We start from the raw sequence: 25,284 nt of genomic DNA, 5'->3' as shown, positions 1-25,284 counted from the left end.
TAGTTAATCTAGTGATGAAACTCGGGGCGCCACACCCAGGGGTCTAGGCGCAGGTGAGTTAACCGCGGTTGAGGAACCAGTCCTGCTCACGCAGAGAACGCATCGCGGTCTTGCGCTCGTCGCCCTCGAGACGCTTCAAAAACAGCACACCATCCAGGTGGTCGCTTTCATGCTGCACACAGCGAGCCAGCAAATCATCAGCTTCGAAGCTCACCGGTGTGCCGTGGCGATCCTGGCCAGTAACGCGCACACGTGCGTGTCGAGTCACGGGTCCATTAATACCCGGGATAGATAGGCATCCTTCGATTTCGTGGACAGTCTCGTCGCCGATGGCTTCCCATTCCGGATTGACGATGTGCCCGCGGGTGCCGTTGCAGTCGTAGACGAAAACGCGCTGCAGCACGCCGACCTGGTTTGCCGCGAGCCCGACGCCCTGTTGCTCGTCCATCGTGTCGAACATGTCATCAATCAGGTGCGACAGCGTCGCGTCGAAATCAGTGACGGTATCCGCCTTGGACAGCAACACCGGATCGCCGAAAAGACGTACCTCACGAACTGCCATGAACTTAGAGCCTCCAAGAAAACTGGTGTGAATCAAGCGATAACGCGCTCATTTTAGCAGCTAGCCGAAATTAATCGGATCGACGACAACGCGCACCGGCGTCGGGTCCTTCCTGGTCGCTCGAACGACCTGTGCTGCCTTCAACGCCGCTCCCACCGCCCGTGCTTGCCGACGGTCACAGCGCACCAACATCCGCTGAATAGGTGTACCCGGTTCCACGCCTGCTGGTGGTCTGGCGTTGCGGGGAAGGTCTACCGGCCCCAGGATTTCCGCGCCCGATGGAACCTCCAGGGACTCCATGAAGTTACGCAGGCCCTCTTCAGTCCCGTCCACCGCTGCCACGTGAAAGGCCGGAGGCAGAGCGGCGGCTGTACGGTCGGCCAATTCCCTGTTCGCAGCGCCTACCGCGTCCCATGCCAGAAGATCGGCCACAGTCGGGACTGCAGCATCCGCATCGATAACCACTGCCCCTCCTCGCTCCCGCGGGCGCGCAAGCGTGACAGCTCGAGACCAATGCGCATAGGCCTCTTCATGAGCGCGCAAGTCCTGCCGGCCGAGCATCGCCCAAGTGTCCAGCAGCATCACTGCTCCGTAGCCCTCCGGCGCATAAGGCTCGGCTCCCGGCGTGGCCACCACGACCCTCGGGCCTTCGGGAATGTCGTCAACAATCCGTTCGCCAGAGGAAGCGACGACTGGGAATGGACTGAAAATACGACCAAACTCTTCCGCCGTACGTTCACTGCCGACCGCGACTGGCCGAATCTTGGTGGAACCGCAGCTATGGCAACGGTGGTGGATGTCGATGCGGCCACACCACCGACAGGTCGGCGGCGCCGGATCGTCCGGGTTATCGGACGGTGGAATTCCCAGTGGACCGTTACACCAGCGACAGCGCGCAGGCGCGCCACAGGAGCGACACGACAATGTCGGTACATATCCCTTGCGGGGTACCTGGACCAGAATCGGAAGCTCTTCGCGCAGCGCGGCTTTTGCCCGTCGAAAAGCGATGGCAGGAAGGCGTCCCCTACTCACGTCATCCGGGTCTTCGGAAGTGTCCGTGGAGGCAATCATCTCCGGCATGGATTCAGCGAGGGCGTCGGCGCCTGCAACCAGATTGTGCGCCCAACCTGAGGAGACCAGCAGCTGCACCTCTGCTGTACGGCTATACGATGCAAAAATAAGAGCGCATCCCTCCTGCGCACTTCGCGTGACCAGCACCTCGCGAGAGTGGACGTAGGGTGCGCGGGGGTCTACGAGGTTGTCATCGCCATCATCGACAATCACTGCTAAACGCAGATTCTGCACTGGGGCGTACGCTGCCGAGCGCGTTCCGACGACTATGCGCCCCTGGCCGTGCAGGATATCCAGGTAGCGGCGATAGCGGGACTCGGGACCGAGACCAGCCCCGAGAAGAGTGAGCTGACGGGCAGAAATGAGCTCGCGAAAAGCGCTCTCGAAGCGTGCCTGCGTGCGTGCGTCCGGCACAATGATGAGAACACCGCCACCATCGCGGGCGACCAAAACGCTGAGCGCGGCGAGCATGGCTGCCACCTGTTCCCCTGGAACTGGCTGCCACGCTGCGCGTGCCGGGGCGCCCTTGCGGACGGAATCGACAAAGGATTCGCCGAAGACATAGTTGCCCCACGCGGAAAGGTCCGGATCCTCGGTGGCAAGCTTTCCCAATTCCTCCCACGTTGGGGGCATCTTCTCCTTGCGGGCACGTTCGGCCCGTGCATGACGGGTTGGGATGGCGGATCGAATGATGTTTGAGCGTGTTGCGCCGTAATACTCCGCCAGAGAATCCACCAACCGTCGAAGCTGTGGCGGATAGACAACCTCAGTGCTGATGACATCCTTGAGATAGGACAGTTTGCCGTCGTGAGTGGGCGTGGCACAGCGCTCCAGCACCAGCGCATTGACCAATTGGCCGTGGAATCGAATCCGCACCCGGCAACCGACAACCGCTTCCTCCGCTAGCGCGCGCGGAACCAGGTAATCGAAGGGGCGATCCAACTGCGGCAGCCCCAAAAGTGGAAGCACCCGCGCGACAGGCAGCTTCTCAGCTGCGGCGGCGGGTGCGAAAGGGGCGTCGGTCATAGAGTCTTACTCTACTTCCCCACCCCAGGGTCATGCTGGCGGGTGGTGTTTATCCCAGGCCAGCGGCTGCGCGGAGCTCTTCAACACGGTTGAGTTGCTCCCACGGCAGGTCCAAGTCAGTTCGGCCGAAGTGACCGTAGGTGGAGGTCTGCGCATAAATCGGGCGCAGCAAGTCCAGGTCACGAATAATAGCGGCCGGACGAAGGTCGAAGACCTTGTTGATAGCCTCGCGGATGGCGTCGTCCGAAACGTGACCGGTGCCGAAAGAGTCGACGTAAAGGCCTACCGGGCGAGCGCGGCCGATAGCGTAGGCGACCTGAATCTCCAGGCGGTCAGCCAGACCCGCAGCCACGGCATTCTTCGCAACCCAACGGGTGGCATAAGCGCCGGAGCGGTCCACCTTTGACGGGTCCTTACCCGAGAATGCGCCGCCACCGTGACGAGCCATACCGCCATAAGTGTCGACGATAATCTTGCGGCCGGTCAGGCCGGCATCGCCCATCGGGCCACCGATAATAAACTGGCCAGACGGGTTGACCAGCAGATTCAATTCTTCGGTAACAAAGCGCTCGCGCAAGTTAGCGTCGTCGAGCACCCAATCGACTACGTGAGTCTTAATCTGCTCGGTAATCCACTCCTGGGTCACATCCGGGTCGTGCTGCGTGGACACCACAACAGTGTCCAAGTACACCGGGTTATTGTCTTCGTCGTAAGCGAAGGTGACCTGAGTCTTACCATCCGGTCGAAGCGATGGGACGATGCCTTCCTTGCGTACCTGCGTCAAGCGGCGAGCCAGGCGGTGTGCCAGCGCAATCGGTAGCGGCATGTACTCCGGAGTTTCGTTGGTAGCGTAGCCGAACATCAGCCCCTGGTCGCCAGCGCCCTTGAGATCTTCTGCTTCGACTTCGCCATCAGAGCTGCGTGCTTCCAGAGAAGTGTGCACACCGTCGTGAATATCTGAGGACTGCTCACCGATCGAAACGGAGACGCCGCAGGTCTTGCCGTCAAAGCCCTTTTCAGAAGAATCGAAACCGATCTCCTTCAGTCGACTCCGGACAATACCGGGGATGTCAACGTAGCTCTTCGTGCGAACTTCGCCAACAACATGGACTAAACCGGTAGTCACCACAGTCTCAACGGCGACCATCGATGCAGAATCCTGCGCGAGCATAGCGTCAAGGATGGAGTCCGAAATCGAGTCGCAAATCTTATCTGGGTGCCCCTCGGTAACAGATTCACTGGAAAACAGCCGAAGATTAGAGGCCACGAGCAGTACAACTTTCTTCTAGATCATTTCCCCACGCCTGCGGTGTCGCTGCGGCGTGGGTTTTCGTTTGATTCGATAATTATAGACCAAGCGGTTCAGTCGCCGTAGTAGGCCTCCGCTACTCCGCTGGCTGAGGTTCCTGTCGCAGCTCGGAAACTGCATCCAAAATCGAACCGGCCACCGAGAATTTTGAGCCCCGCGGCACGTCCCACTGCTCGCCATCGAGAGACAACAACCATCCGACATTGTCCGTCGCACCGAAAGTTTGCCCACCTGAGACGTCGTTACACATGAGCAAATCGCAGCCCTTGCGCACAATTTTCTGCTTCGCAAGCTCGAGTGGCGTCGTCGTCTCGTCGCCGGTCTCAGCCGCAAAGCCCACCATCGTCGTGGTTGCCGGAATCTCGCCCGCTTTACGACGCTCCACAGTGGTAGCCAGAATGTCAGGGTTTTCTACAAGCTGGATGTTGCTCAAAGCGTCGTCTGCGACGCCCTTCTTCATCTTGACCCCAGCGGTCGATGCCGGACGGAAGTCGGCGACGGCAGCGGCAAAAATGCAGACATCGGCCAACTTGGAGTGTTCGTGGGCGGCCTTGGCCATCTCCAAAGTGGAATCAACCTTTACAACATTCGCGCCCAGCGGTGTCGGCAACTGATCTGTATGTCCTGCCACCACAGTGACCTGAGCGCCACGCTGTGCTGCCATCTCAGCTAGCGCGAAGCCCTGACGCCCTGAGGAGTGGTTGCCGATAAAACGTACCGGGTCGATAGCCTCACGGGTGCCACCGGCAGTAATCATGAAGCGCACGCCCTCGAAGTCGCGGCGGAAGTGGCGCGGATTCTCGACTGCCGCTAATGCCAGCGAAACTATCTGCTCTGGCTCCGGCAGACGACCTGGACCAGTGTCCTTACCAGTCAAACGGCCATGGGCCGGATCGAGGACAATAGTGCCATGGCGACGAAGAATCGCGACATTATCGCGCGTAGCTGGATGGTTCCACATCTCAGTGTGCATGGCAGGAGCCAGAACCACCGGGCAGGTCGCCACAAGCAAAGTTGCGGTGAGAAGGTCGTCGGCACGCCCGTGTGCGGCACGCGCCATAAAGTCGGCAGTCGCGGGAACCACGACGACGAGGTCGGCCTCCTGCCCCACGCGGACATGCTGAACTTCATCGACTGCGTCAAAAACCGTAGTCGACACCGGGTTCCCCGACAGCGCCTCGAAAGTAGCCGCACCTACAAAATTCAATGCGGACTCGGTGGGAACGACGCGAACATCGTGACCGAGTTCCTTGAAGCCACGAACAACGTGTGCGGCCTTATATGCAGCGATGCCGCCGGCAACCCCGACGACAACCTTTAAACATTCGGATACGTCAGCATTACCGGCGGCATGCATACAGATATCTCCCCTTAAGGAAATGCTCTAGCCCTCAGTGTGGTCCAGCAGACCAGCGTTGATTTCACGAAGAGCGATGGACAGAGGCTTCTCAGCGACCCCCGGAGTAACCAGCGGGCCAACGTACTCCAGCATGCCTTCGTCAATCTGCTGGTAGTAGTCATTAATCTGGCGTGCACGCTTGGCAGCGAAGATAGCCAGAGCGTACTTCGAAGAAGCCTTACCAAGCAGCTCATCGATCGGCGGATTGGTAATACCAATTGGCGGGTCGAACACTGCCTCGGTGGCGGTATTTTCCTGGGTCACGAGAAATCTTTCCTCAATAGAACGTGAGTTACTGGGGTGACAATAGAAACCGTCGGAGCAATAGAAACACCATTGCTTGGAAACGATTTCTACTATCGATGATGTGGAGTCGCCCTGTTACTTGCCAGTAGTCAGCGCCTGAGCGATGGCCGCCACAGCATCATCGACATTGTCGTTGACAACAACCTCATCGAATTCGTGCTGAGCATCCATTTCCACTCGCGCGGTTTCCAGGCGACGCTTGACTTGCGCCTCGGTTTCCGTGCCACGACCAGTGAGCCTGCTGACGAGAATCTCCCAGCTTGGCGGAGCCAAGAACAGCAGGTGAGCATTCGGCGCTACCTTACGGATGGAGCGGGCTCCCGCCAGATCCACCTCAACGAGTACCGGACGTCCCTCGGCGAGAGCTTTATCCACCGGGCCACGCGGCGTTCCAGAACGCTGCAGACCACCGTGGATTTCAGCCCACTCGAGCATCTCTCCTGCATCAATATGCTGTTGGAACTTCTCCGGGGTCACGAAGAAATAGTCGCGGCCATCGACCTCACCCGGCCGTGCGGCGCGGGTGGTCATGGAAACGCTGAAGTACAGTCCGGGAACCTCGGCACGGAGCCGACTGACAACAGTGGATTTTCCCACACCGGCAGGGCCGGCAAGGACTACCAGCTGACCGTTTTCATTCCCGGCCACTGCGACTAGTCCTCCACTGCGTAGCCGAAGCGCTCCAGCAGAGCGCGACGCTGACGGTCACCCAGGCCACGCAGGCGGCGGGTCTGAGCAATCTCCAGGTCATTCATGATGTCCTGTGCCTTGACCTTGCCGACCTTCGGCAGAGCCTCGAGCAGAGCGGAGACCTTCATCTTGCCGATGATCTCGTTCTCGTCAGCCTGCTTGAGAACCTCTGGCAGGTCGATAGCGCCACGCTTCAGCTTGTCCTTGAGCTCTGCGCGTACCTTGCGGGCCTGAGCTGCCTTCTCGAGTGCTGCTGCACGCTGCTCCGGGGTCAACTGCGGAAGGGCCACGTGTTCCTCCGTAAAAATAGATTGGTTAGTTTCTTATTTACTTGCACGAGCCTCGCGTCCACCAAGGGCAGGCAACGACACCGTGCTTAACGATTGGAGACCGTACCGCACTTACCGGTTGTTGAGGCAAATGCTGACGGGGTGTCGATAAAAATGACACCAGGGCTTTATCCGCCCCACCTTTCGGTCGTGGTCAACCAACTCCGGCGATTGTAGCACCGTTTGCCCAGGAGAATGGAAATTGACCACGGTTTTTGTACGAAATCTCCCAGGAATCGTCACAGTAACTTGCCTATACCTACTCCGCCGCCACCTGAGGCTCATTAGGAAAATCTCGGCAGCTAGGTACGGAAGAAGCCCGCAGGGGCACCTGTTCTATGAGGTGCGCCCTGCGGGCCTCTGCCAAATTGTCGATTCGCTGCTAACTCTCGGATAGGAACGGAGCCGCAGCTTCAATAGTTGCGCGCCGCAGCGCAGCAGGATCAGGCCCAGCGGAGAGAATTGCACGCGAAATATTTGGCAGTGCAAGCCCCTTGGATTCCCCTGCCAGACGATCTACATCGGCCGGGGTTCCACCCTGAGCTCCCACACCGGGCATGAGAATGGGACCACGCAGGTCACTGAGCACCGGGGCGTCGTCAAGCGTTGCGCCAACAACAACGCCGATGCTGCCCGCCTTTGCACCAGCGTCAATCTGGCGGGCATTAATAGCGGCTGCCTGGTTGACCATGGTCTGAGCCAGACTCTCACCCGAAACCGTCGCCTTCTGTACGGACGCACCTTCCGGATTGGACGTTGCGGCCAGCACGAACAGGCCGCGTCCGTTCTCCAACGCCAACGAAAACGCCGGATCAAGAGCACCGAACCCAAGGTACGGAGATACCGTCAGTGCGTCGGCGGCTAGCGGCGAGCTATCCGACAGCCAGGCATCAGCGTATGCAGCCATCGTCGAACCGATATCGCCCCGCTTGGCATCTGCAATCGACAGCGCACCGGCGTCCTTCAGATCCGCCAACGTCCGCTCCAGGACGGCAAAGCCCTTGGAACCGTAGGCTTCGAAGAACGCCACCTGGGGCTTGACGACGGCAACGATGTCACCGAACGCCTCGACGCATGTGGCGGCAAAACGCTCTAGACCGTCAGCCGAATGCGGCAACTGCCAGGCATCCAGCAGCCCCGGGTGCGGGTCGATGCCCACGCAGAGCCGACCGCGCTCGGCGACAACCTCGCTGAGGCGATCGCCGAAACCTTTGACTGTCCGCACTGCGGAACCTTCAGCCTTCGCGGTCATGTTAGGCCTGCTCCTGAGCAGCCAACTCTGCCGGGTGGAGTTCCTGCAGAGCCTTAACGCTCATCTCACCGTTGCGCAGTGCCAGAATGCCCTGCAGTGCGGCGACGGCCCCCTGAGCGGTGGTCACACAAGTTACGCCCTGGCTCACAGCAGCAGCGCGAATCTCATATCCGTCAGAGCGTGCGCCAGCAGAACCGGACGGGGTGTTGATAATGATGTCAACCTCACCGTCGCGAATCATGTCGACGATGTCGCGCTCGTCCGTCGGCGCATCGGAATCAGTCGTACGCTTTGCGACGACCTCACACTCAACACCGTTGCGGCGCAGCATACCGGCCGTACCCTCCGTTGCCAGGATGCGGAAGCCCATATCCGCCAGCGTGAGGATCGGGAAGACCAGAGTGCGCTTATCGCGGTTGGCCAGCGAGACGAAGATCGTGCCCTCGGTCGGCAGCTCACCGAAACCGGCCAGCTCGCCCTTGGCGAAAGCGGCACCAAAGTTGTCTGCCAAGCCCATGACTTCACCGGTGGACTTCATCTCCGGGCTCAGCAGGCTGTCGAGAGCGCGGCCCTCGAAGTCGCGGAAGCGGTTGAACGGCAGGACGGCTTCCTTAACCGCAATCGGAGCGTCAGCAGGCAGAGAGCCACCGTCGAAGTTGGACGGAATCATGCCCTCTTCGCGCAGTTCCGCGATAGTAGCGCCCATCATGACGCGGGACGCGGCCTTAGCCAGCGGAACTGAGGTTGCCTTGGAGACAAACGGTACGGTACGAGATGCACGCGGGTTGGCCTCGATGACGTAGAGCGTCTCGTCCTTGAGTGCGTACTGAACGTTCATCAGGCCCTTGACACCGATGCCGTGTGCCAGTGCCTTGGTGGATTCACGCACCTTGTCGATGATGCCTGCAGACAGAGTCATCGGAGGCAGCGCACACGCGGAGTCGCCGGAGTGAATACCGGCTTCCTCAATGTGCTCCATAACGCCGCCGAGGTAGACCTCTTCCCCATCACACAGTGCATCAACATCAATCTCGATGGCGCTGTCCAGGAAGCGGTCAACCAGTACCGGGTGCTCATTGGACAGCTCGGTAGCGCGGTTGATGTAGTCCTCCAGAGTGGCCTCATCGTAGACGATTTCCATGCCACGGCCGCCGAGGACGTAGGACGGACGGACCAGCACCGGGTAACCGATACCAGCGGCAACCTGGCGAGCTTCTGCGAAGGAGGTGGCGGTACCGAACTCCGGCGCCGGCAGCTTCGCCTCAGCCAGCACCTTGCCGAACTCACCGCGGTCCTCAGCCAGGTCGATTGCCTCTGGGCTAGTGCCGACAATCGGAACGCCTGCGGCCTGCAGACGCTCCGCCAGGCCCAGCGGAGTCTGGCCACCGAGCTGAACAATGACGCCTGCGACCTTTCCGGACTGGCTCTCAGCGTGGTAGACCTCGAGGACATCCTCGAAGGTCAATGGCTCGAAGTAGAGGCGATCTGCGGTGTCGTAGTCGGTGGAAACCGTTTCCGGGTTGCAGTTGACCATGACGGTCTCGTACCCAACCCGGGAGAGCTCGAGCGCCGCGTGGACACAGGAGTAGTCGAACTCAATACCCTGGCCGATGCGGTTAGGACCGGAACCGAGGATGATGACCTTTTCCTTCTCGGTCTGCGGGGCGACCTCGGACTCAGCAGCCGGGTCCAGCTCGTATGCCGAGTAGTGGTACGGAGTCTGTGCTTCGAACTCGGCGGAGCAGGTATCGACAGTCTTGAATACGGGGTGGATGTTCAGGCGCCAGCGCAGCTCGCGCACGCCGTCTTCCCCGGCCAATTCCGGACGCAGCGCAGCAATCTGGGCGTCGGACAGTCCCCAGTACTTAGCCTCACGCAGCAGGTCGGAGGTCAGCACCGGAGCGTCGATAAGCTCCTTGCGGATATCCTGCAGGTTTTCCATCTCGGCGATAAACCACGGATCCAGGCCGGAAGCTTCGTGGATCTGCTCGATGGAAGCACCCAGACGCTGAGCCAGCTCAACGTCGTAGATGCGACCTTCAGTCGGACGCTTCAGATCCTCAAGGACAGCGTTGACATCGTTTGCGCGCTCACCTGCGAAGTCCTCATCCGGAACAGTCCAGAAACCAGCTGGCTTGTTCTCCAGCGAACGCATGACCTTACCGAGCGCGCCGATGTAGTTACGGCCGATAGCCATGGCCTCACCGACGGACTTCATGGTGGTGGTCAGCGTATCGTCAGCACCTGGGAACTTCTCGAAAGCAAAGCGTGGAGCCTTGACAATCACGTAGTCCTGCACCGGCTCAAACGCTGCCGGGGTTTCACCGGTGATGTCGTTGGTGATCTCATCGAGGGTGTAGCCGATAGCCAGCTTGGCAGCAATCTTTGCAATCGGGAAACCAGTTGCCTTGGAAGCAAGCGCCGACGAGCGGGAGACACGCGGGTTCATCTCAATGGTGATGATGCGGCCGTCATTCGGGTTGATGGCGAACTGGATGTTACAGCCACCGGTGTCAACGCCGACCTCACGCAGAATTGCGATGCCTTGGTCACGCATGGTCTGGAACTCGCGGTCGGTCAGAGTCATCGACGGGGCGACAGTCACCGAGTCACCAGTGTGGACACCGAGGGCATCAACGTTTTCAATGGAGCAGACCACGACGACGTTGTCGTCGCCATCGCGCATGAGCTCGAGCTCAAATTCCTTCCAGCCGAGGATGGACTCCTCGATCAGAACATTGGCCTCGGGCGATGCGGCCAGGCCGCCACCTGCAATACGGTCGAGGTCTTCCTGGTTGAAGGCCAGACCGGAACCCAGACCGCCCATGGTGAACGAAGGGCGAACAACGACCGGAAGACCGAGCTCTGCAACAGTCTCATGGACTTCTTCCATGTTGTGGCAGACGCGGGAACGAGCGGATTCGCCACCAATCTTGGCGACGATGTCCTTGAACATCTGGCGATCCTCACCGCGCTGAATGGCCGGAATATCAGCACCAATCAGCTCGACATTGTACTTCTCCAGAATGCCCTCGCGGTCCAGCTGAATAGCTGCGTTCAGTGCAGTCTGGCCACCGAGAGTTGCCAGGACAGCGTCAATCGGGTTGCCCTCTGCAGCTTCCTTGGCCAGAATCTTTTCGATGTACTTGGTTTCAATCGGCTCGATATAGGTGGAGTCTGCGAACTCCGGGTCAGTCATAATCGTTGCCGGGTTGGAGTTGACCAGCGTGACTCTCAGGCCCTCTTCGCGCAGCACGCGGCAAGCCTGGGTGCCGGAGTAGTCGAACTCGCAGGCCTGACCGATAACAATCGGGCCGGAGCCGATAACCAGTACGTGGTTGATGTCTGTACGACGTGGCATGGTGTTAGGTCCCTTAGCCCTTTCCTACTTGTTCGAGTTTCCGGTTGCGGACTTGTTGAAATCGACCTTCTGGATCAGCGCCAGGAAGTCATCAAAGAGAGAGTGCGCATCGTGCGGGCCGGCTGCGGACTCCGGGTGGTACTGCACAGAAAAGGCCATGCCGTTCTTCAGTGCGACACCTTCCACGACGTCGTCGTTAAGGCAGGTGTGCGTAACCTCTGCCTCGCCCCACGGGGTATCGAAACTCTCGCCGGCCTTGCCTTCAAGTGCGAAACCGTGGTTCTGAGCGGTGATAAAAATACGGCCAGTGCGGTGGTCCTTCACCGGAACATTGACGCCGCGGTGACCGAAGACCAGCTTGTAGGTATTCAGGCCGAGTGCGCGACCAAGAATCTGGTTACCGAAGCAGATACCGAATAGCGGCATGCCGTCATCGAGGGCAGCCTTGGCGACCGCAACCATCTCATCAGCAGTTGCCGGGTCACCCGGGCCGTTGGACAAGAAGACACCGTCCGGCTGGTATTCCTTCTTAATATCTTCGTACGGAGTGTTCGCCGGAACAACTACGACTTCCAGGCCACGCTTAGCCAGCTCACGCGGGGTGTTGGACTTGATGCCCAGGTCGTAGGCCACAACACGTGCCTTCTTCTCCCCCTGCGGTTCCACGACATAGGCCTCATCGGTGCTGACCTCGCGAGCCAGATCCGCGCCCTTCATCGCAGGCTGAGCGCGAACGATTTCCACCAGCTTATCGACGGGCTGCTGTGCGTCCTCACCGGAGAAAATACCAGCGGCAATCGAGCCATTGTCGCGCAAATGGCGAACCAGCGCGCGGGTATCAATCTGGCGGATACCGATGATGCCCTGTGCCTTCAGTTCATCTTCCAAGCTGCGCTCCGAGCGCCAGTTGGAGGGAATGCGCGACAAATCGCGGATAATAAAGCCAGCTGCCCAAATCTTGTTTCCGCGGGACTCGTAGTCCTCATCGTTCCAACCGGTGTTGCCGATCTGTGGTGCGGTAGCCACAATCAGCTGGCGGTGGTAGGACGGGTCCGTCAGGGTTTCCTGGTAGCCCGTCATAGCGGTGGTAAAAACTGCCTCACCCAGGGTTGTACCGGTGGCGCCGAAACCGCGTCCGCGGAACACTCGGCCATCTGCCAATACCAGGACTGCCGCTGTAGCGGCCGCGGCCTGCGACTCGTTGCTCACGTTATTGCCTTTCAGTTGGGTAGCGTGCGAGGAATTTACATTAATCATACGGGACGCATGTGAATTTTTATGCGTTGACATGAATATTATCCAGCGACCTCTCCGTTAAGAGCGGTCACCTTACCGCGCAGCACGGTAGCTGCCACGGACACGGCCATCTCCATTTCCTCATATGGAGTGTTCTCAGACTTCGACGCCAGGTCTTCGCCGCGGACCGTCCACTTTTTGCCCGGGTCAACAACGGTCAGGTTGGCAGGCTCACCGACAGCAATCGGACGGCCGTGCCCCGGTAGCTTCACGATTTGAGCGGGACGCTCACTCATGACCTTGGCCAGCCAGCGCCAATCACAATCGCCCTTCAAAACGAACTCTTCGGCGATGATTGGCATCGAGGTCTCCAGACCAAGCATGCCGGGCTTAGCGTGCTCGAACTCGCAGCACTTTTCTTCAGAGCCGTGCGGAGCGTGGTCGGTAGCGACACAGTCAATGATCCCGTCAATCAGAGCCTGACGCAGAGCCAGGGTGTCGCGCTGCTCACGCAGCGGCGGATTGACGCGGTAGACGCCGTCGTAGGTCTCCAACTTCTCATCGGTGAGGATCAGGTGATGCGGGGTAACCTCGGCGGTCAGCGGAATATCATGCTCCTTTGCCCACTTGACCAGCTCAACCGTGCCTTCGGTGGAAGCGTGGCAGATGTGCATGCGTCCGCCGTAGTCGCGAGCCATAATGGCATCTCGGGCCACGATGGACTCCTCAGCTACGCGCGGCCACCCGGTCAGGCCGAGTCGTGCGGCGGTCGGACCTTCGTGAGCCGATGCATCTGCGGTCAGACGCGGATCTTCGCAGTGCTGCGCCAGCAATACGTCTTCGCCGCGGGCGTATTCAATCGCGCGGCGCATAATCAGCGGATTGTCAACGCACTTACCGTCATCGGAGAACATGCGTACCTTCGCCTGCGAGTCTGCCATCATGCCGAACTCAGTCAGCGTCTCGCCCTTCAGCCCCTTAGTAATGGATCCGACCGGGTGAACGTCGCAGAGGTTCAGCGCCTGGCCCTTGAGCCACACCGACTCAGCAATCGAGGGGTCATCGGTTACCGGCGCGGTATTGGCCATAGTGAACACTGCGGTGAAACCACCGCGTGCTGCGGCAGCGGAACCAGTGGCCAGGGTTTCCGTATCTTCACGGCCCGGCTCGCGCAGGTGCACATGGATGTCAACCAGACCTGGCAGAAGGACCAGCGAGTCGAACTCCAGGACCTCTACCCCGTCCTCGGCCGTGAGATCTTCTCCAATCTCAGCGATAACGCCATCTTCGATCAAGACGTCGACGTCTTCGCCTTCACCGTAGGGACGCACACCCTTCAGCAGCAGCTGTCCCCGTGCGGGTGCTGCCAATGGTCCTACCTCGGGGTACGAGGCTTCGTCATACTCATTGCGATTCGACATTTATGCCTGCCCTTCCAAGTTGGCGGAAACACCTGAGGTCAGCAGTGTGAAAAGAACTGCCATGCGGACGTGGACACCGTTGGCTACCTGCTGCAGCACGGCGGTGCGCGGCAGATCAGCGACGGCGTCGTTAATTTCCATGCCACGAAGCATCGGACCTGGGTGCATCACGATGCAGTCGTCGCGAAGCATCTTCTCGCGAGCCTTCGACAGCCCGTAGCGAGTGGCGTATTCGCGATGGGATGGGAAGAAGCCTCCGTTCATGCGCTCCTGCTGAACGCGGAGCATCATCACGGCATCAGCATCGCGGATCTCGTCTTCCATGCGGTAGGCAACACGCACCGGCCAGGTCTCGATGCCAAACGGCAGCAGCGTCGGTGGCGCGACGAACACGACCTCGGCGCCGAGCTTGCTTAGCAGATCGGCGTTAGAGCGAGCGACGCGAGAGTGCAAAATATCGCCAACGATGACGACCTTGCGCCCCTCAATTCCACCGAGGCGCTGACGCAACGTCACCGCGTCCAGGAGAGCCTGCGTCGGGTGCTGGTGCTTTCCGTCACCCGCGTTGATGATCGATGGGCCGTTGCCAAATTCCTCAGTCCACTTGGCGATCAGCTGTGCCGCGCCCGACGATGGGTGCCTAACGACGATGGCATCGCCGCCGATAGCATCCAAAGTCAGCGCGGTGTCTTTCAGACTTTCGCCTTTCTTCACAGAGGAAGAGGAAGCCGAGATATTAATAACATCGGCGCTCATCCACTTACCCGCAGTCTCAAAAGAAGAGCGGGTACGCGTGGAATTCTCGTAAAAGAGGTTGTAAATAGTGCGGCCGCGCAGGGTCGGCAGCTTCTTAATTTCCCGACCGCGGATGACCTCCTTGAAACGATCGGCCTCATCCATCAGGCCGACAATTTCATCCTTGGTCAAATCCGCAATGCTAATCAGGTGTTTCACTGTTCCTCCGCCCGGGTGAGAATAACCGCGTCACGGCCGTCAAGTGCCTCTACCAGCACATCGACGTCTTCGTCGCGGGAAGTTGGCAGATTCTTACCGACGTAATCGGCGCGAATTGGTAGTTGACGATGACCACGATCAACCAGCACTGCAAGCTGAATTACTCGCGGGCGACCGATGTCAGCAATAGCGTCGAGTGCGGCACGAATTGTGCGACCTGAGAAGAGGACATCGTCTACGAGAACAACGGTGGTACCGTCGATTCCGGAGTTTGGAATGTTCGTGGGCTGCAGGGCGCGGTGCGGGCCCTTGCGCAAGTCATCCCTGTACAGGGTGATATCAAGCGATCCAGTTTCCGGGCGAATGCCGGAGAACTGTTCAATCAAATCGGCTAGCTTCTCCGCCAGCGGTACGCCACCAGATGGAATGCCGAGGAGAACTACGCGCCCAGCATTTGGGCTATCCAGCGCAGTTTTTTCAATAATTTGGTGCGCGATGCGCGCGATGGTACGTGCAACTTCGTCTGCATTGAGCAGCTCGGTTGTTTGCGGCGTTCCTTCGCTCATCGTGACCTCCTTCCCCGCCTCTCAGTGCGGTCCGTTAAAGGATGTCTTGATTGTGGATATTTGATTATCAGTTTGCGTGACCCGCAACTACGGTCGCGGTGCAAACTTCCGCTGACCAGAATAGCACTCACACTTAAATTGCCTCTAAATGCAACAAAACTCCAAGCCCCCAAAAAAGGGACTTGGAGTTTCAGACAATCCGCGAGAACCGACTGCGATCGGCTCGCAGTGAGCCCGGCCGCTTTGATTGGCTAGGACCCGTTCTCGCTCTTAGCCACGTCTTCAGCCACCAGCTTGGCAATATCGCTCATGTCCAGGCCGGTAATCTTAGCCATCTCATCGGAGTCAGCCAGTGCCTTGTCAGCTTCCTCATTTGCAGCAGCCTGTGCCTGAATAGCCTCGTCGAACTGGGACTCGCCCACCGAAGTGCTAACAGCTGCTGCTGCCAGGCGTGCCTGGTCGGCAATCTTGGCCTCGGCATCGAGAACTGCGTTGATGTACGGTGCCGCCACATCAGTGGAGTATTCCGATGCCAGCTCAACGCCTTCCACCACGGCCACACGCGGAGGCACGTCGGAGTTGTAGAACAGCTCCCAGGTGGAAAGACGCAAGATAGCACGGTCGACTGCCGGTAGGCGACGCAGCGGCCACTCCTCCGTCAGGTACGAGGAAATCGTCGAGTCGATACCGATAATTTCCGCAGCTACACCGCGCACGATCTGCTCGGTGTACTCCGCAATTGGATTCACATCCAGATCTGGATTACGGACCATTTCCAGCCGCTCTTCAAGAAGCTTGACGACGTCGACGCCTCGCTGCTCGGCCTCAAATAGCAGATCTACCGCACGACGGCGCGCACGGTAGCGCGCGCCGTGGCGCTTGTAGTTAGGTTCGCGAACTTTCGCGGACTCCTGCGCATCCGGGGTCTCGACGGACTTGTGATCCTTTTCAGTCATGGATGTGTATGTATCGCTCTCAACAAAAGGGTGAACTAGATGAGGGAATTAGTGGTTGACGCGGGACAGGTAGGAGCCGTCACGGGTGTCGACCTTCAGTACGTCGCCGGTTTCGATGAACAGCGGCACCTGAATCTCAGCGCCAGTCTCCAAAGTTGCCGGCTTGGTGCCACCGGTGGAGCGGTCGCCCTGCAGACCCGGGTCGGTCTGCTCAACCTTCAGTTCAACCGAAACAGGCATTTCAGCGAAAAGAACGTTGCCCTCATGGAAGGACACCTGGCAGGTGGTTTCCGGAAGCAGGAACTTAGCACCCTCCGGCATCTGAGCGTCCAGGATGGAAATCTGGTCGTAGGTCTTGTCGTCCATGAAGACGTATCCTTCACCGTCGTGGTACAGGTACGTCATGTCGCGACGGTCGACGGTAGCAGTCTCAATCTTGACGCCAGCGTTGAAAGTCTTGTCAACAACCTTGCCGGTCAGAACGTCCTTCAGCTTGGTGCGGACGAATGCCGGACCCTTACCTGGCTTGACGTGCTGGAACTCCACGATCTGCTGAAGCTTGTTGTCGTGCTTGATAACTAGACCGTTTTTAAAATCTGCGGTGGTAGCCAACTAAACTCTCCTGAAATTGTTAAAAAGCTCTCTGACGAAACCACGATACTCCGTATCTCATCGAGAGAAAAATAAAACGCCGTGATGTTAGGCTCGCGGTTTCGACAGCTGCGTAATAATTTCCGGCTCGGTGTCGGTGATAATCAACGTATCTTCGATGCGCACACCGCCGAACCCCGGCACATAAATACCAGGCTCGATGGTCAACGTCATGCCAGCTGCCAACTTCCCCTTGCCGGTGCGACCAGCAAATGGAGCCTCATGCACCTCAATACCGATTCCGTGGCCGGTGGAATGAACGAAGTGCTCCCCATAACCAGCCTTTTCAATAATGTCCCGGCATGCTGCGTCTACAGCCACAACATCAGCCCCTGGCACGGCCGCTTTTACGCCAGCCAGCTGGGCTTCCAGCACGACATTGTAAATCTCTCGGGCCTTCTCGTCTGCGAACTCCACCCCGGCAACAATCGCGCCGTCCAAATCTGACGACGTATTGTTCGAATCGCTTTCGCTTGACGACGTTCCCGCCTCACCGGCAAAGAGGGTACGTGTCATATCTGAGTTGTAGCCCCCGGCAAAGGCGCCAAAGTCAATAGTGACCAGGTCACCTGCCTCGATTACGCGATCTTCCGCTCCGTGGTGTGGCTTGGCGGAATTCGGGCCGCTCGCGACAATCGTGTCGAAGCTAGGCCGATCGGCGCCATGCATGCGCATGCGGTACTCCAACTCTGCGGCGACTTCGCGCTCCGTGCGGCCGGCGACCACGATGCCGTCGTGAAGCAAGTCCTCGAATGCGCGGACCGCGATGTCGGCGACGTGGCGCAGAGCGACGAGTTCCGTATCGGACTTGACCTCCCGCAGTTTAGAGACGACGCCCGTAGTCGATACCAGCTCGAGTGCCTGTGGCCGGGCATCCTCTAGCTCTTGGTAAGCGGCCATAGTGAGGAACTCAGATTCAACACCAAGACGCGAGATATCCAGCTTTCGGCATTGACCGACGAGTGCCACGCCGGTGTTGCGAGCGGTGAGTAACTCCACGTCCGGTGCCTGTTTGCCAGCCTGAACCGTATAGCGGCCGTCGGTGGAAAGCAGCGCTTCCCCACTGGCCGCAACAATCAAACCAGCATTCGAGCCGTGGAATCCCGTAAGCCAGCCAACATGCGTCGGGTCGACTGTGAGGAAACCGTCGCAGTCGTTGTCGGACAATGCGTCGATAAGAGCAGCTCGGCGGGCGGCGTAGTTCGTGGAGATATCTGTCATAGTGTCGTACTCACCCTTCTCAGTGCCATGGAATAGCCATCAGTTCCGCACCCGACGATAACGCCCGCGGCAAGCGCTGACAGGTACGAGTGGTGCCGAAACTCCTCCCGGGCGTGAATGTTTGAAATATGGACCTCGTGGAAGCCCGCACCGTCGGCAACTTCGGCAAGCGCGTCACGCAGGGCGACGGAGGTGTGTGTCAACCCTCCTGGATTGATAATGACTGGCCAACCGTAGTCGGCAGCTTCATGAACCCACTCGATGAGTTGACCTTCATAGTTGGATTGGCGGCAATCCACTACGACGCCAAGCTCCTTGGCTAGGGTGCGAAGTTCAGATTCGACATCGGCCAAAGTAGTGGCACCGTAAATTTCTGGCTGACGCTTGCCCAGACGATCGAGGTTCGGGCCGTTCAGAACAAGCACGGTCGGAATCGCCGTTGTGGCATCAGTTGCTGCGCGAAGAGAGGTCATGAGCGGGCTGACTCCTCCGATGCGGCGTACCCATTGTTGCAGAGCAGTTCGTATGCACGCTCGAGGTCATCCATTCCCGGGCCTTCAAGACGGGCTGTTTCACCGGGGTTTTCTAGAATAACGAATCGGATCGCACCGTCGCGGTTCTTCTTATCCCTGGTCATCGCATCGTAGAGCTCGGTAAAACGACCTGTCTGGTAGGTCGTTGGCAGACCAATGGACTCTAGGATGCGACGGTGGCGGTCTACGAGTTCCTGATCAATATGTCCGGTGATCTTGGCCAGCTCGGCAACATAAACCATGCCTACAGCTACGGCATGGCCATGGCGCCAGCGGTAGTTTTCAAAGTGCTCAACGGCATGACCGAAAGTGTGGCCATAGTTCAGGATCTCACGGAGGCCAGATTCCTTCAGATCCTCAGCGACAACGCGTGCCTTGACAGCAATCGCGCGCTCGACCAGTTCTGGCAGGTCACCGTCAACATCGAGGCAGGCCTGCGGGTTTGCCTCGTAAAGATCGAGAATCTTCGTGTCCGCGATAAATCCAGCCTTGATAATCTCTGCCGAGCCCGCGATCAGCTCGGCCTTCGGCAAGGTGCGCAGGACATCAAGGTCACAGAACACCGCGGCAGGCTCGTGGAAAGCGCCGACCAGGTTCTTGCCGGCTGCAGTGTTGATACCGGTCTTACCGCCGACAGCCGCGTCGACCATGCCGAGCAGCGTCGTCGGGACCTGGATAACCTTCACTCCACGCATCCACGCGGCGGCGACGAATCCACCGAAGTCTGTAGCTGCACCGCCGCCAATCGCGATTACCGCGTCACGCCGGCCCAGACCGCGTTCACCAAAAGTGTCCCAAACTGTTTCAGCAACTGCGAGCGTCTTGCCCTCCTCCGCATCCGGAACCTGGATGCTGAAGGAGTCGACTCCTTTGTCCGCCAGAGCCTTGATGACGCCGAAGCTCAGCTCTTGAACGCTCCCCTGGTGAATTACCGCAACCTGGGAAGCAAAGGTAGCGGCCTCCGCAATCTGCTCGGTGAGTCCATGCCCCATGGTCACCGTGTACGGCGATGGGCCTTCAACACGGATTGTGCGGGTTGAGTTCATTGTCAGTCCCTAGTCGTTAGCGTAAGAAATGTATGGAGTTGCTGGTTATACGGCAGTGATTAGCTGCCGCCTTTTAAGAGTCGCCAGTTAAGCCTCGTCGCAGGTTTCATCGAGGTAGCTGAGGATCTCGGCCACAACGCGCTGCGGGGAACGTTCGTCGGAACGCACCTTGAAAGTGGCTGCATCTTCGTAAAAAGCTCGGCGAGCCTCATAGAGCGCGCGGTAATGCGCCTCAGGATCATCCGCCTGGAGCACCGGGCGCGAATTGTTACCCGCTGTACGACGGACCCCCTCTGCAATGCTGATCTCGAGGTAGACGACGTTATGGTCTGCCAGCAGGTCACGGGTCGCCTGCGAAATCACGGCACCACCGCCAAGTGAGACGATTCCGTCGTGGGTCAGAGCCTCCGCCACGATTTGTTCCTCGATACGGCGGAATTCCGGCTCTCCCAGCTCGGAAAAGACTTCCCCACAAGTCTTGCCCATGCGCTGTTCAATCATCTCATCGGTATCGGTGAGTCTTGTGCTCAATGCACGAGACAGTCGACGACCGATGGTGGACTTTCCCGATCCGGGCGGTCCGACAAGGACAATAGTAGGAACGGACATTCCCCTCGTTTTACCCTTCTTCGTGTGCGCGACTGTGGCGCTATTTCCAATCAAGGCGACGTCGAGTCTGCTCCAAGTAGCCCTCAACGTTACGCTTGGTTTCCTCCAGGCTATCGCCGCCGAACTTTTCCATCACTGCACGCGCCAGTACCAGCGCGACCATTGCCTCTGCGACAACACCGCCGGCCGGGACCGCGCAGACATCAGAGCGCTGGTGGATTGCGGTAGCTGCATCGCCGCTGGCCATATCGACGGTCTTCAGCGCACGCGGAACGGTCGAAATTGGTTTCATCGCAGCACGCACAACGAGAGGTTGAGCATTAGTCATGCCACCCTCCAGGCCACCGGCGCGGTTAGTTTCCCGATCCACGCCGTCGTCGGTACGCACCATTTCATCGTGAGCCTCGGTGCCACGGCGACGGGCTTCCTCAAAACCGTCGCCGATCTCCACGCCCTTGACGGACTGAATTCCCATCAAGGCAGCCGCAAGCTGCGAATCCAGACGGGCATCACCGGAAATGTGCGATCCCAGACCCACCGGCAGACCGTGGACAACGCCCTCGACGATGCCACCGAGGGTGTCGCCCTGCTTCTTGGCGGCCTTGATTTCGTCAATCATCGACTCCTCCGCAGCTGCGGAGAATGCACGCACTGGCGACTCGTCAATCTTGTCCTGATCAGCGAAGGTCGGCAGTGGCCCCTCGTAGGGCTCCGAACGACCGATGGAAATAACGTGGCTGACAACTTCCACACCGAGAGTCTCACGCAGAATTAAGCGTGCCACAACCGATGCCGCCACACGTGCTGCAGTCTCGCGAGCCGATGAACGCTCCAGGATGCTTCGAGCATCGGTGTGGTTGTACTTCAGCATGCCGTTGAAATCGGCATGCCCCGGGCGCGGGCGGGTTAAGGTGGCGCCACGAGCTGTATCCAAAACAACTGGGTCAACTGGATCCGGGCTCATGACCTCAGTCCACTTGGGCCATTCGGAGTTGCCGACCATAATGCCAATCGGCGATCCCAGCGTCTCACCATGTCGAATGCCAGTCAGCAGGGTGACCTCATCAGCCTCAAACTTCATTCGCGCCCCGCGACCATAGCCGAGGCGGCGGCGTGCGAGGTGGCGTGATACGTCATCTGTAGTCAGGGGAAGTCCGGCTGGCGCGCCTTCTACGAGAGCGATAAGCGCTTTGCCGTGAGATTCACCCGCGGTAGTCCAACGAAGCATAGGTATCATAATGTCACGTTTGCCGTACTTCTTGTGCATTTGGGGGCATACAAGTTTCAAATATGCCCCATTTCATCGCCCCTGGTCTACCGCTTCAGGGGACTTGTAGGTACCCTCCGCTTATCCCCCACACAATGGCGGTTGCTGCAAGCATCGCAGGCCCATGAGGCACGCTCGCCGGTACAGGCGCTGTTTTTGCTTTACGACGGTCACCCCAGCCCCGCTTTCCCGCGGTGACTCCTGCCATGAGGAGAGTGAGTCCGGCAGCCAACAGAATTGCCACTGCAATCCAAATTGCTGTCGCCACTGGCTCGCCCGATACCAGACCGACACCGCCCCCGAGAATTGCTGCGAGCTTCACATCTCCAGCCCCCATAGAGCGTGGGTTGAAGATGAAGACTGCTACATAGAGGCCAAACCAGAGGCCTATTCCTGTTCCTATGGCTGCGACTGCACTGGCGAGATTGTCAGCCAAGGTGCTCTTTTGCTGGAGCACCATTCCAGTGGTTGCTATCAGACCCACTGCCCCTAGCACTAACCACCAGTTCGGTAGTCTTCGCCGAGTCACATCCAACCAGCAGCCAATACCGCCCCAGCCGAGTACAAGCATCACGACTAGGAAATAGAAAACCCGGTCAAGGTAGACCGGGGCAATCCTGTGCTGTCCAATCGGAGACAGCCCTATCTCAGTTATTCCCCACCCCATAACTTTGGGATTGTAACGGTTGTGAGCTAGTTCGGCAGCGCTGCACGCATCGCCTCGACATCGGGAGTGCGTCCAGTAAACTGCTCAAACTGTCCCACCGCTTGATGTAGCAACATGGACAATCCACCGACCGCCTGTGTCCCTCCGCGTTCCGCTGCTTTCACAAGTGGGGTTGGCCAGGGATTGTAAATGACGTCGAGAATCTTCGGTGCTCGAGCGAGGTAGCCAGCAACCGACTCAATTGCGGCTGACGGCACCGTAGAGACCAGCACGTCGGCATTACCAGCAATATCTGCCAGGTTTGGAACATCAAAAGTCACCCAAACAAATTCCATCCCCAGCGCGGCAGCTAATGGTTCAATGTCATATGCGCGCTCGGAGCGCGCTACCACGGTCACATGATTGACCCCCAGCTGCGACAGCGCCCAAAGTGCCGGCCGTGCTGTGCCACCGGCACCAACAACAACGGCGCGGCCACGTGGTGCGTTCGTGCAGTCTATCTCGCGCAGTGCTCCCAGTACGCCGTCGCCATCGGTGTTGTCGGCAAACCAGTCCGAATCGCGACGGACCAGAGTGTTCGCTGAACCTATGAGCCGTGCGCGCTCACTGACTTCATCGGCGAAGTCCAGCGCGGCAAACTTGCCGGGCATCGTGACGGAAAACCCCTGGAAACTGGGGTCTGCGCCACCAACGACGTCGGCAAGCTCTTCGGCGTTGCATCGGATGCGGTCATAGTGCCAGTCATTCATTCCCGCAGCGCGGTAACCGGCGTTGTGAATAGCCGGCGAGTACGAGTGATCAATCGGATCTCCCAGCACGGCTGCGCGATGAGTTATAGGCATAGGAGTTCTACCTCTTAGCGGTTGGAATCCAGCACGCCATTGTTGCGTGACTCGTCGATAGCGGCCTCGTGCTCTTCGAAGGTCGTGCTAAAGACAGTATTTCCTTCCTTGTCCACCGTGACAAAGTACAGCCAGGTGCCGTCTGCCGGATTTTCCATGGCACGAATCGCCTCGATGGAGGGCGAAGCAATGGGGGTTTCCGGCAGCCCCTCCTTGGCGTAGGTGTTCCACGCGGTCTTTCGCGCGCGGTCCTCATCCGTGGTTGCGATTTCCTGATCTGGCAGGTCGTAGTTGACTGTCGAGTCGAACTGCAGCTGCATCGGTTCGTCGAGACGGTTGAGAATAACGCGAGCGACCTTATCGAAGTCGCCATCTGGCGCCTCCATCTGGATCAAAGAAGCTGCGGTAATCAGCTCGTATGGAGTAAGACCAACCATGTCCGCTGAAGCCATGAGACCCGTGTCCTCATAATTCTTCACCGATTCCTTGACCAATTTTGCAAGCATCTGTTCGGGCGTCTGCTGCGGGTCAAGGTGATGAATACCCGGCGTAATGAGTCCCTCAAGACGACGAGGGTCGTTGCCACGCGCAGCTACCGCGTCCCGGGCCCATTCTGGAACACCCAGCGCGGCCAAATCGGCCTCGCCAGCAGCACGTTCGAGATCGGCCTTGGATACGCAGTCATTGTCTTCAACACAAGTGGCCTCAGAAATAAGCGAGAAAATTCCCTTACGTACATCCGATGAGGACACAATGCGGGTATCGGCGAAACGGGCGCCAGTCGGAATGTCAACGGTACCGACCTGATTTTCGACATCCAGAAGAGCCTCGACGGTCTCGTCGGCCTTCATCCGCTGATGGAGTCGGTAGAAACCAGGCTGCAATTCACTTGAATGAGAGTTCTCATTCGCGGCCTGGATGAACGCACGGGAAGACTTGACGACGCCGCTTTCCACCAACTGGTTGGACAAATCAGTAAGTGACGTGCCTTCACTGACCTCAACAATCGTCAATGGACCCTCAGCTTTGCCATCGTAATCGTCAACAATGCCGCCACGGTTCCAGACGAGGCCAATCACTCCGAGGACCAACACGCATAACAGGACAGAAGTCACATTGATTGCCACTGCCGTTTGGCGGTGACGAACTCGAGACTTTGTCCCACCGCTGCGAGCACCAGCGCGGTCCCGGTCGGCACCGCCGCTATCAGTGCGGCGCGCAGTCTGCGCGTCTTTACTCATCAATAATCTCCTCGAATGCAGCTCACTCTCCCATCGGTATCAGCAAGGAGTCTTCCCGTTCGGGTACGACACGCGACTGATAACGACTGGTGCGACATAGCTTTACGACGAAGTCGTAGCACTAGGTTGCATTGTAGGTGTGAATCGCCACTTCAACTTTTCAAATCCTATGCACGCGACAAACGTGCTTAGGTATTACACACTTAATAATTGCGCAAAGGTGGGTGAATTGTCACCTTTCGGTAACTTTTGTGTGCCCCCTTAGTCGGTATTTCCGTCCAAAGCTTTTGCCCGTCTGTCCAACCAGGACTGCAGAATTTCTACTGCCGCAACCTGGTCAATAATCTTCCGCCCGGACTTAACATCAATACCTGCTGCGTGCAGCCGTGATTGGGCCATTACCGTCGTCATCCGCTCGTCGGCGTAATGCACTACGACTCGGTCACCGAGTCGGCGCTGCAGCCGGAATCCAACGTCAGTAGCTTTCCGCGCAGAAGTCCCGAACGAGCCGTCGAGCATGAGGGGCATGCCGAGAACAATCTCGACGACCTCAAGTTCAGTGGCAAGTTCCACGAGCCGGTCAATATCCGGCCCGTCAGGATCTTTTCGCCCCGTTGCTCGAGTGACTGTTTCAACCGGGGTCGCCAGGATACAGTCGGGGTCAGAGACCGCGACGCCAACGCGGACATCGCCGACGTCGATTCCGAGCCGTCGACCCCGACCGGGATCATCCTGACCGGGGGTATCAATACGGGGCTTAGCCATTGTT

The 25,284-nt window shown here is 58.7% G+C and carries 24 protein-coding genes; all 24 read right to left on the bottom strand.

The genetic code is table 11. From position 1 onward, the window contains the following. Window positions 1–58 precede the first annotated feature (58 nt). The gene (def, locus tag HMPREF3135_RS04860) at window positions 59–562 is read right to left on the bottom strand and encodes a peptide deformylase (protein WP_016422719.1); all 504 of its coding nucleotides are present in this window, start codon (window positions 560–562) and stop codon (window positions 59–61) included. Between the two features lie 60 nt (window positions 563–622). Beyond that, window positions 623–2,659: a primosomal protein N' gene (locus HMPREF3135_RS04855; protein ID WP_070438392.1), complete on the bottom strand. Its 2,037-nt coding sequence runs from the start codon at window positions 2,657–2,659 to the stop codon at window positions 623–625. A gap of 49 nt (window positions 2,660–2,708) precedes the next feature. Beyond that, a complete protein-coding gene (metK, locus tag HMPREF3135_RS04850; RefSeq protein ID WP_070438390.1) occupies window positions 2,709–3,926 on the bottom strand; it encodes a methionine adenosyltransferase in 1,218 nt (405 codons plus the stop codon). Between the two features lie 118 nt (window positions 3,927–4,044). After that, window positions 4,045–5,325, bottom strand: a complete 1,281-nt coding sequence (gene coaBC / locus HMPREF3135_RS04845) for a bifunctional phosphopantothenoylcysteine decarboxylase/phosphopantothenate--cysteine ligase CoaBC (protein WP_070438385.1) — start codon at window positions 5,323–5,325, stop codon at window positions 4,045–4,047. Window positions 5,326–5,352: 27 nt separating this feature from the next. After that, window positions 5,353–5,631 (bottom strand): DNA-directed RNA polymerase subunit omega, encoded by a 279-nt coding sequence (rpoZ, locus tag HMPREF3135_RS04840; protein WP_005510796.1) that lies wholly within the window; start codon window positions 5,629–5,631, stop codon window positions 5,353–5,355. A 117-nt stretch (window positions 5,632–5,748) separates the two neighbouring features. Then, on the bottom strand, window positions 5,749–6,321 hold the full coding sequence (gene gmk / locus HMPREF3135_RS04835; RefSeq protein WP_070438382.1) for a guanylate kinase: 573 nt from the start codon (window positions 6,319–6,321) through the stop codon (window positions 5,749–5,751). 5 nt (window positions 6,322–6,326) lie between these two features. Continuing rightward, the gene (gene mihF / locus HMPREF3135_RS04830) at window positions 6,327–6,653 is read right to left on the bottom strand and encodes an integration host factor, actinobacterial type (protein WP_016422714.1); all 327 of its coding nucleotides are present in this window, start codon (window positions 6,651–6,653) and stop codon (window positions 6,327–6,329) included. A gap of 421 nt (window positions 6,654–7,074) precedes the next feature. Further along, window positions 7,075–7,944 carry an orotidine-5'-phosphate decarboxylase gene (gene pyrF, locus HMPREF3135_RS04825; protein ID WP_070438379.1) on the bottom strand — a complete coding sequence of 290 codons (870 nt, stop codon included), beginning with the start codon at window positions 7,942–7,944 and terminating at the stop codon, window positions 7,075–7,077. A gap of 1 nt (window position 7,945) precedes the next feature. Then, window positions 7,946–11,305 (bottom strand): carbamoyl-phosphate synthase large subunit, encoded by a 3,360-nt coding sequence (gene carB, locus HMPREF3135_RS04820; protein WP_049193726.1) that lies wholly within the window; start codon window positions 11,303–11,305, stop codon window positions 7,946–7,948. 24 nt (window positions 11,306–11,329) lie between these two features. Further along, window positions 11,330–12,514 (bottom strand): glutamine-hydrolyzing carbamoyl-phosphate synthase small subunit, encoded by a 1,185-nt coding sequence (gene carA / locus HMPREF3135_RS04815; protein WP_042389304.1) that lies wholly within the window; start codon window positions 12,512–12,514, stop codon window positions 11,330–11,332. An 86-nt stretch (window positions 12,515–12,600) separates the two neighbouring features. Continuing rightward, on the bottom strand, window positions 12,601–13,962 hold the full coding sequence (locus tag HMPREF3135_RS04810; RefSeq protein WP_048731852.1) for a dihydroorotase: 1,362 nt from the start codon (window positions 13,960–13,962) through the stop codon (window positions 12,601–12,603). Continuing rightward, window positions 13,963–14,916 carry an aspartate carbamoyltransferase catalytic subunit gene (locus HMPREF3135_RS04805; protein WP_016422709.1) on the bottom strand — a complete coding sequence of 318 codons (954 nt, stop codon included), beginning with the start codon at window positions 14,914–14,916 and terminating at the stop codon, window positions 13,963–13,965. Beyond that, entirely contained in the window at window positions 14,913–15,482 is a 570-nt protein-coding gene (pyrR, locus tag HMPREF3135_RS04800; protein ID WP_016422708.1) for a bifunctional pyr operon transcriptional regulator/uracil phosphoribosyltransferase PyrR, read from the bottom strand. The genes HMPREF3135_RS04805 and pyrR overlap by 4 nt, the downstream gene beginning before the upstream one ends. A 251-nt stretch (window positions 15,483–15,733) precedes the next feature. Further along, on the bottom strand, window positions 15,734–16,438 hold the full coding sequence (gene nusB, locus HMPREF3135_RS04795; RefSeq protein ID WP_016422707.1) for a transcription antitermination factor NusB: 705 nt from the start codon (window positions 16,436–16,438) through the stop codon (window positions 15,734–15,736). A 48-nt stretch (window positions 16,439–16,486) separates the two neighbouring features. Then, on the bottom strand, window positions 16,487–17,050 hold the full coding sequence (efp, locus tag HMPREF3135_RS04790) for an elongation factor P (protein WP_016422706.1): 564 nt from the start codon (window positions 17,048–17,050) through the stop codon (window positions 16,487–16,489). An 87-nt stretch (window positions 17,051–17,137) separates the two neighbouring features. Then, window positions 17,138–18,310, bottom strand: coding sequence for a M24 family metallopeptidase (locus HMPREF3135_RS04785; RefSeq protein ID WP_070438375.1), 1,173 nt, complete (start codon window positions 18,308–18,310; stop codon window positions 17,138–17,140). Beyond that, window positions 18,307–18,783, bottom strand: a complete 477-nt coding sequence (gene aroQ / locus HMPREF3135_RS04780) for a type II 3-dehydroquinate dehydratase (RefSeq protein WP_070438372.1) — start codon at window positions 18,781–18,783, stop codon at window positions 18,307–18,309. The genes HMPREF3135_RS04785 and aroQ overlap by 4 nt, the downstream gene beginning before the upstream one ends. Then, window positions 18,780–19,889, bottom strand: a complete 1,110-nt coding sequence (gene aroB / locus HMPREF3135_RS04775; protein WP_070438369.1) for a 3-dehydroquinate synthase — start codon at window positions 19,887–19,889, stop codon at window positions 18,780–18,782. The genes aroQ and aroB overlap by 4 nt, the downstream gene beginning before the upstream one ends. 87 nt (window positions 19,890–19,976) lie before the next feature. After that, window positions 19,977–20,498, bottom strand: coding sequence for a shikimate kinase (locus HMPREF3135_RS04770; protein WP_048731844.1), 522 nt, complete (start codon window positions 20,496–20,498; stop codon window positions 19,977–19,979). A 40-nt stretch (window positions 20,499–20,538) separates the two neighbouring features. After that, window positions 20,539–21,726, bottom strand: a complete 1,188-nt coding sequence (aroC, locus tag HMPREF3135_RS04765; protein ID WP_070438455.1) for a chorismate synthase — start codon at window positions 21,724–21,726, stop codon at window positions 20,539–20,541. A gap of 94 nt (window positions 21,727–21,820) precedes the next feature. Beyond that, window positions 21,821–22,336 (bottom strand): prepilin peptidase, encoded by a 516-nt coding sequence (locus tag HMPREF3135_RS04760; RefSeq protein WP_224783722.1) that lies wholly within the window; start codon window positions 22,334–22,336, stop codon window positions 21,821–21,823. 122 nt (window positions 22,337–22,458) lie between these two features. Further along, complete coding sequence (locus tag HMPREF3135_RS04755) at window positions 22,459–23,274, bottom strand: shikimate dehydrogenase (RefSeq protein ID WP_016422699.1); 816 nt, start codon at window positions 23,272–23,274, stop codon at window positions 22,459–22,461. A gap of 14 nt (window positions 23,275–23,288) precedes the next feature. Further along, window positions 23,289–24,515, bottom strand: a complete 1,227-nt coding sequence (gene mltG / locus HMPREF3135_RS04750) for an endolytic transglycosylase MltG (protein WP_048731838.1) — start codon at window positions 24,513–24,515, stop codon at window positions 23,289–23,291. A gap of 261 nt (window positions 24,516–24,776) precedes the next feature. Next, the gene (ruvX, locus tag HMPREF3135_RS04745) at window positions 24,777–25,280 is read right to left on the bottom strand and encodes a Holliday junction resolvase RuvX (RefSeq protein ID WP_016422697.1); all 504 of its coding nucleotides are present in this window, start codon (window positions 25,278–25,280) and stop codon (window positions 24,777–24,779) included. Between the last annotated feature and the right edge of the window lie 4 nt (window positions 25,281–25,284).

This window comes from Corynebacterium sp. HMSC14H10 (assembly GCF_001807105.1).
Taxonomy (GTDB): domain Bacteria; phylum Actinomycetota; class Actinomycetes; order Mycobacteriales; family Mycobacteriaceae; genus Corynebacterium; species Corynebacterium jeikeium_D.
Note: the sequence above shows the minus strand (reverse complement) of the source record. Positions and strands in the feature narration are given on the sequence as shown.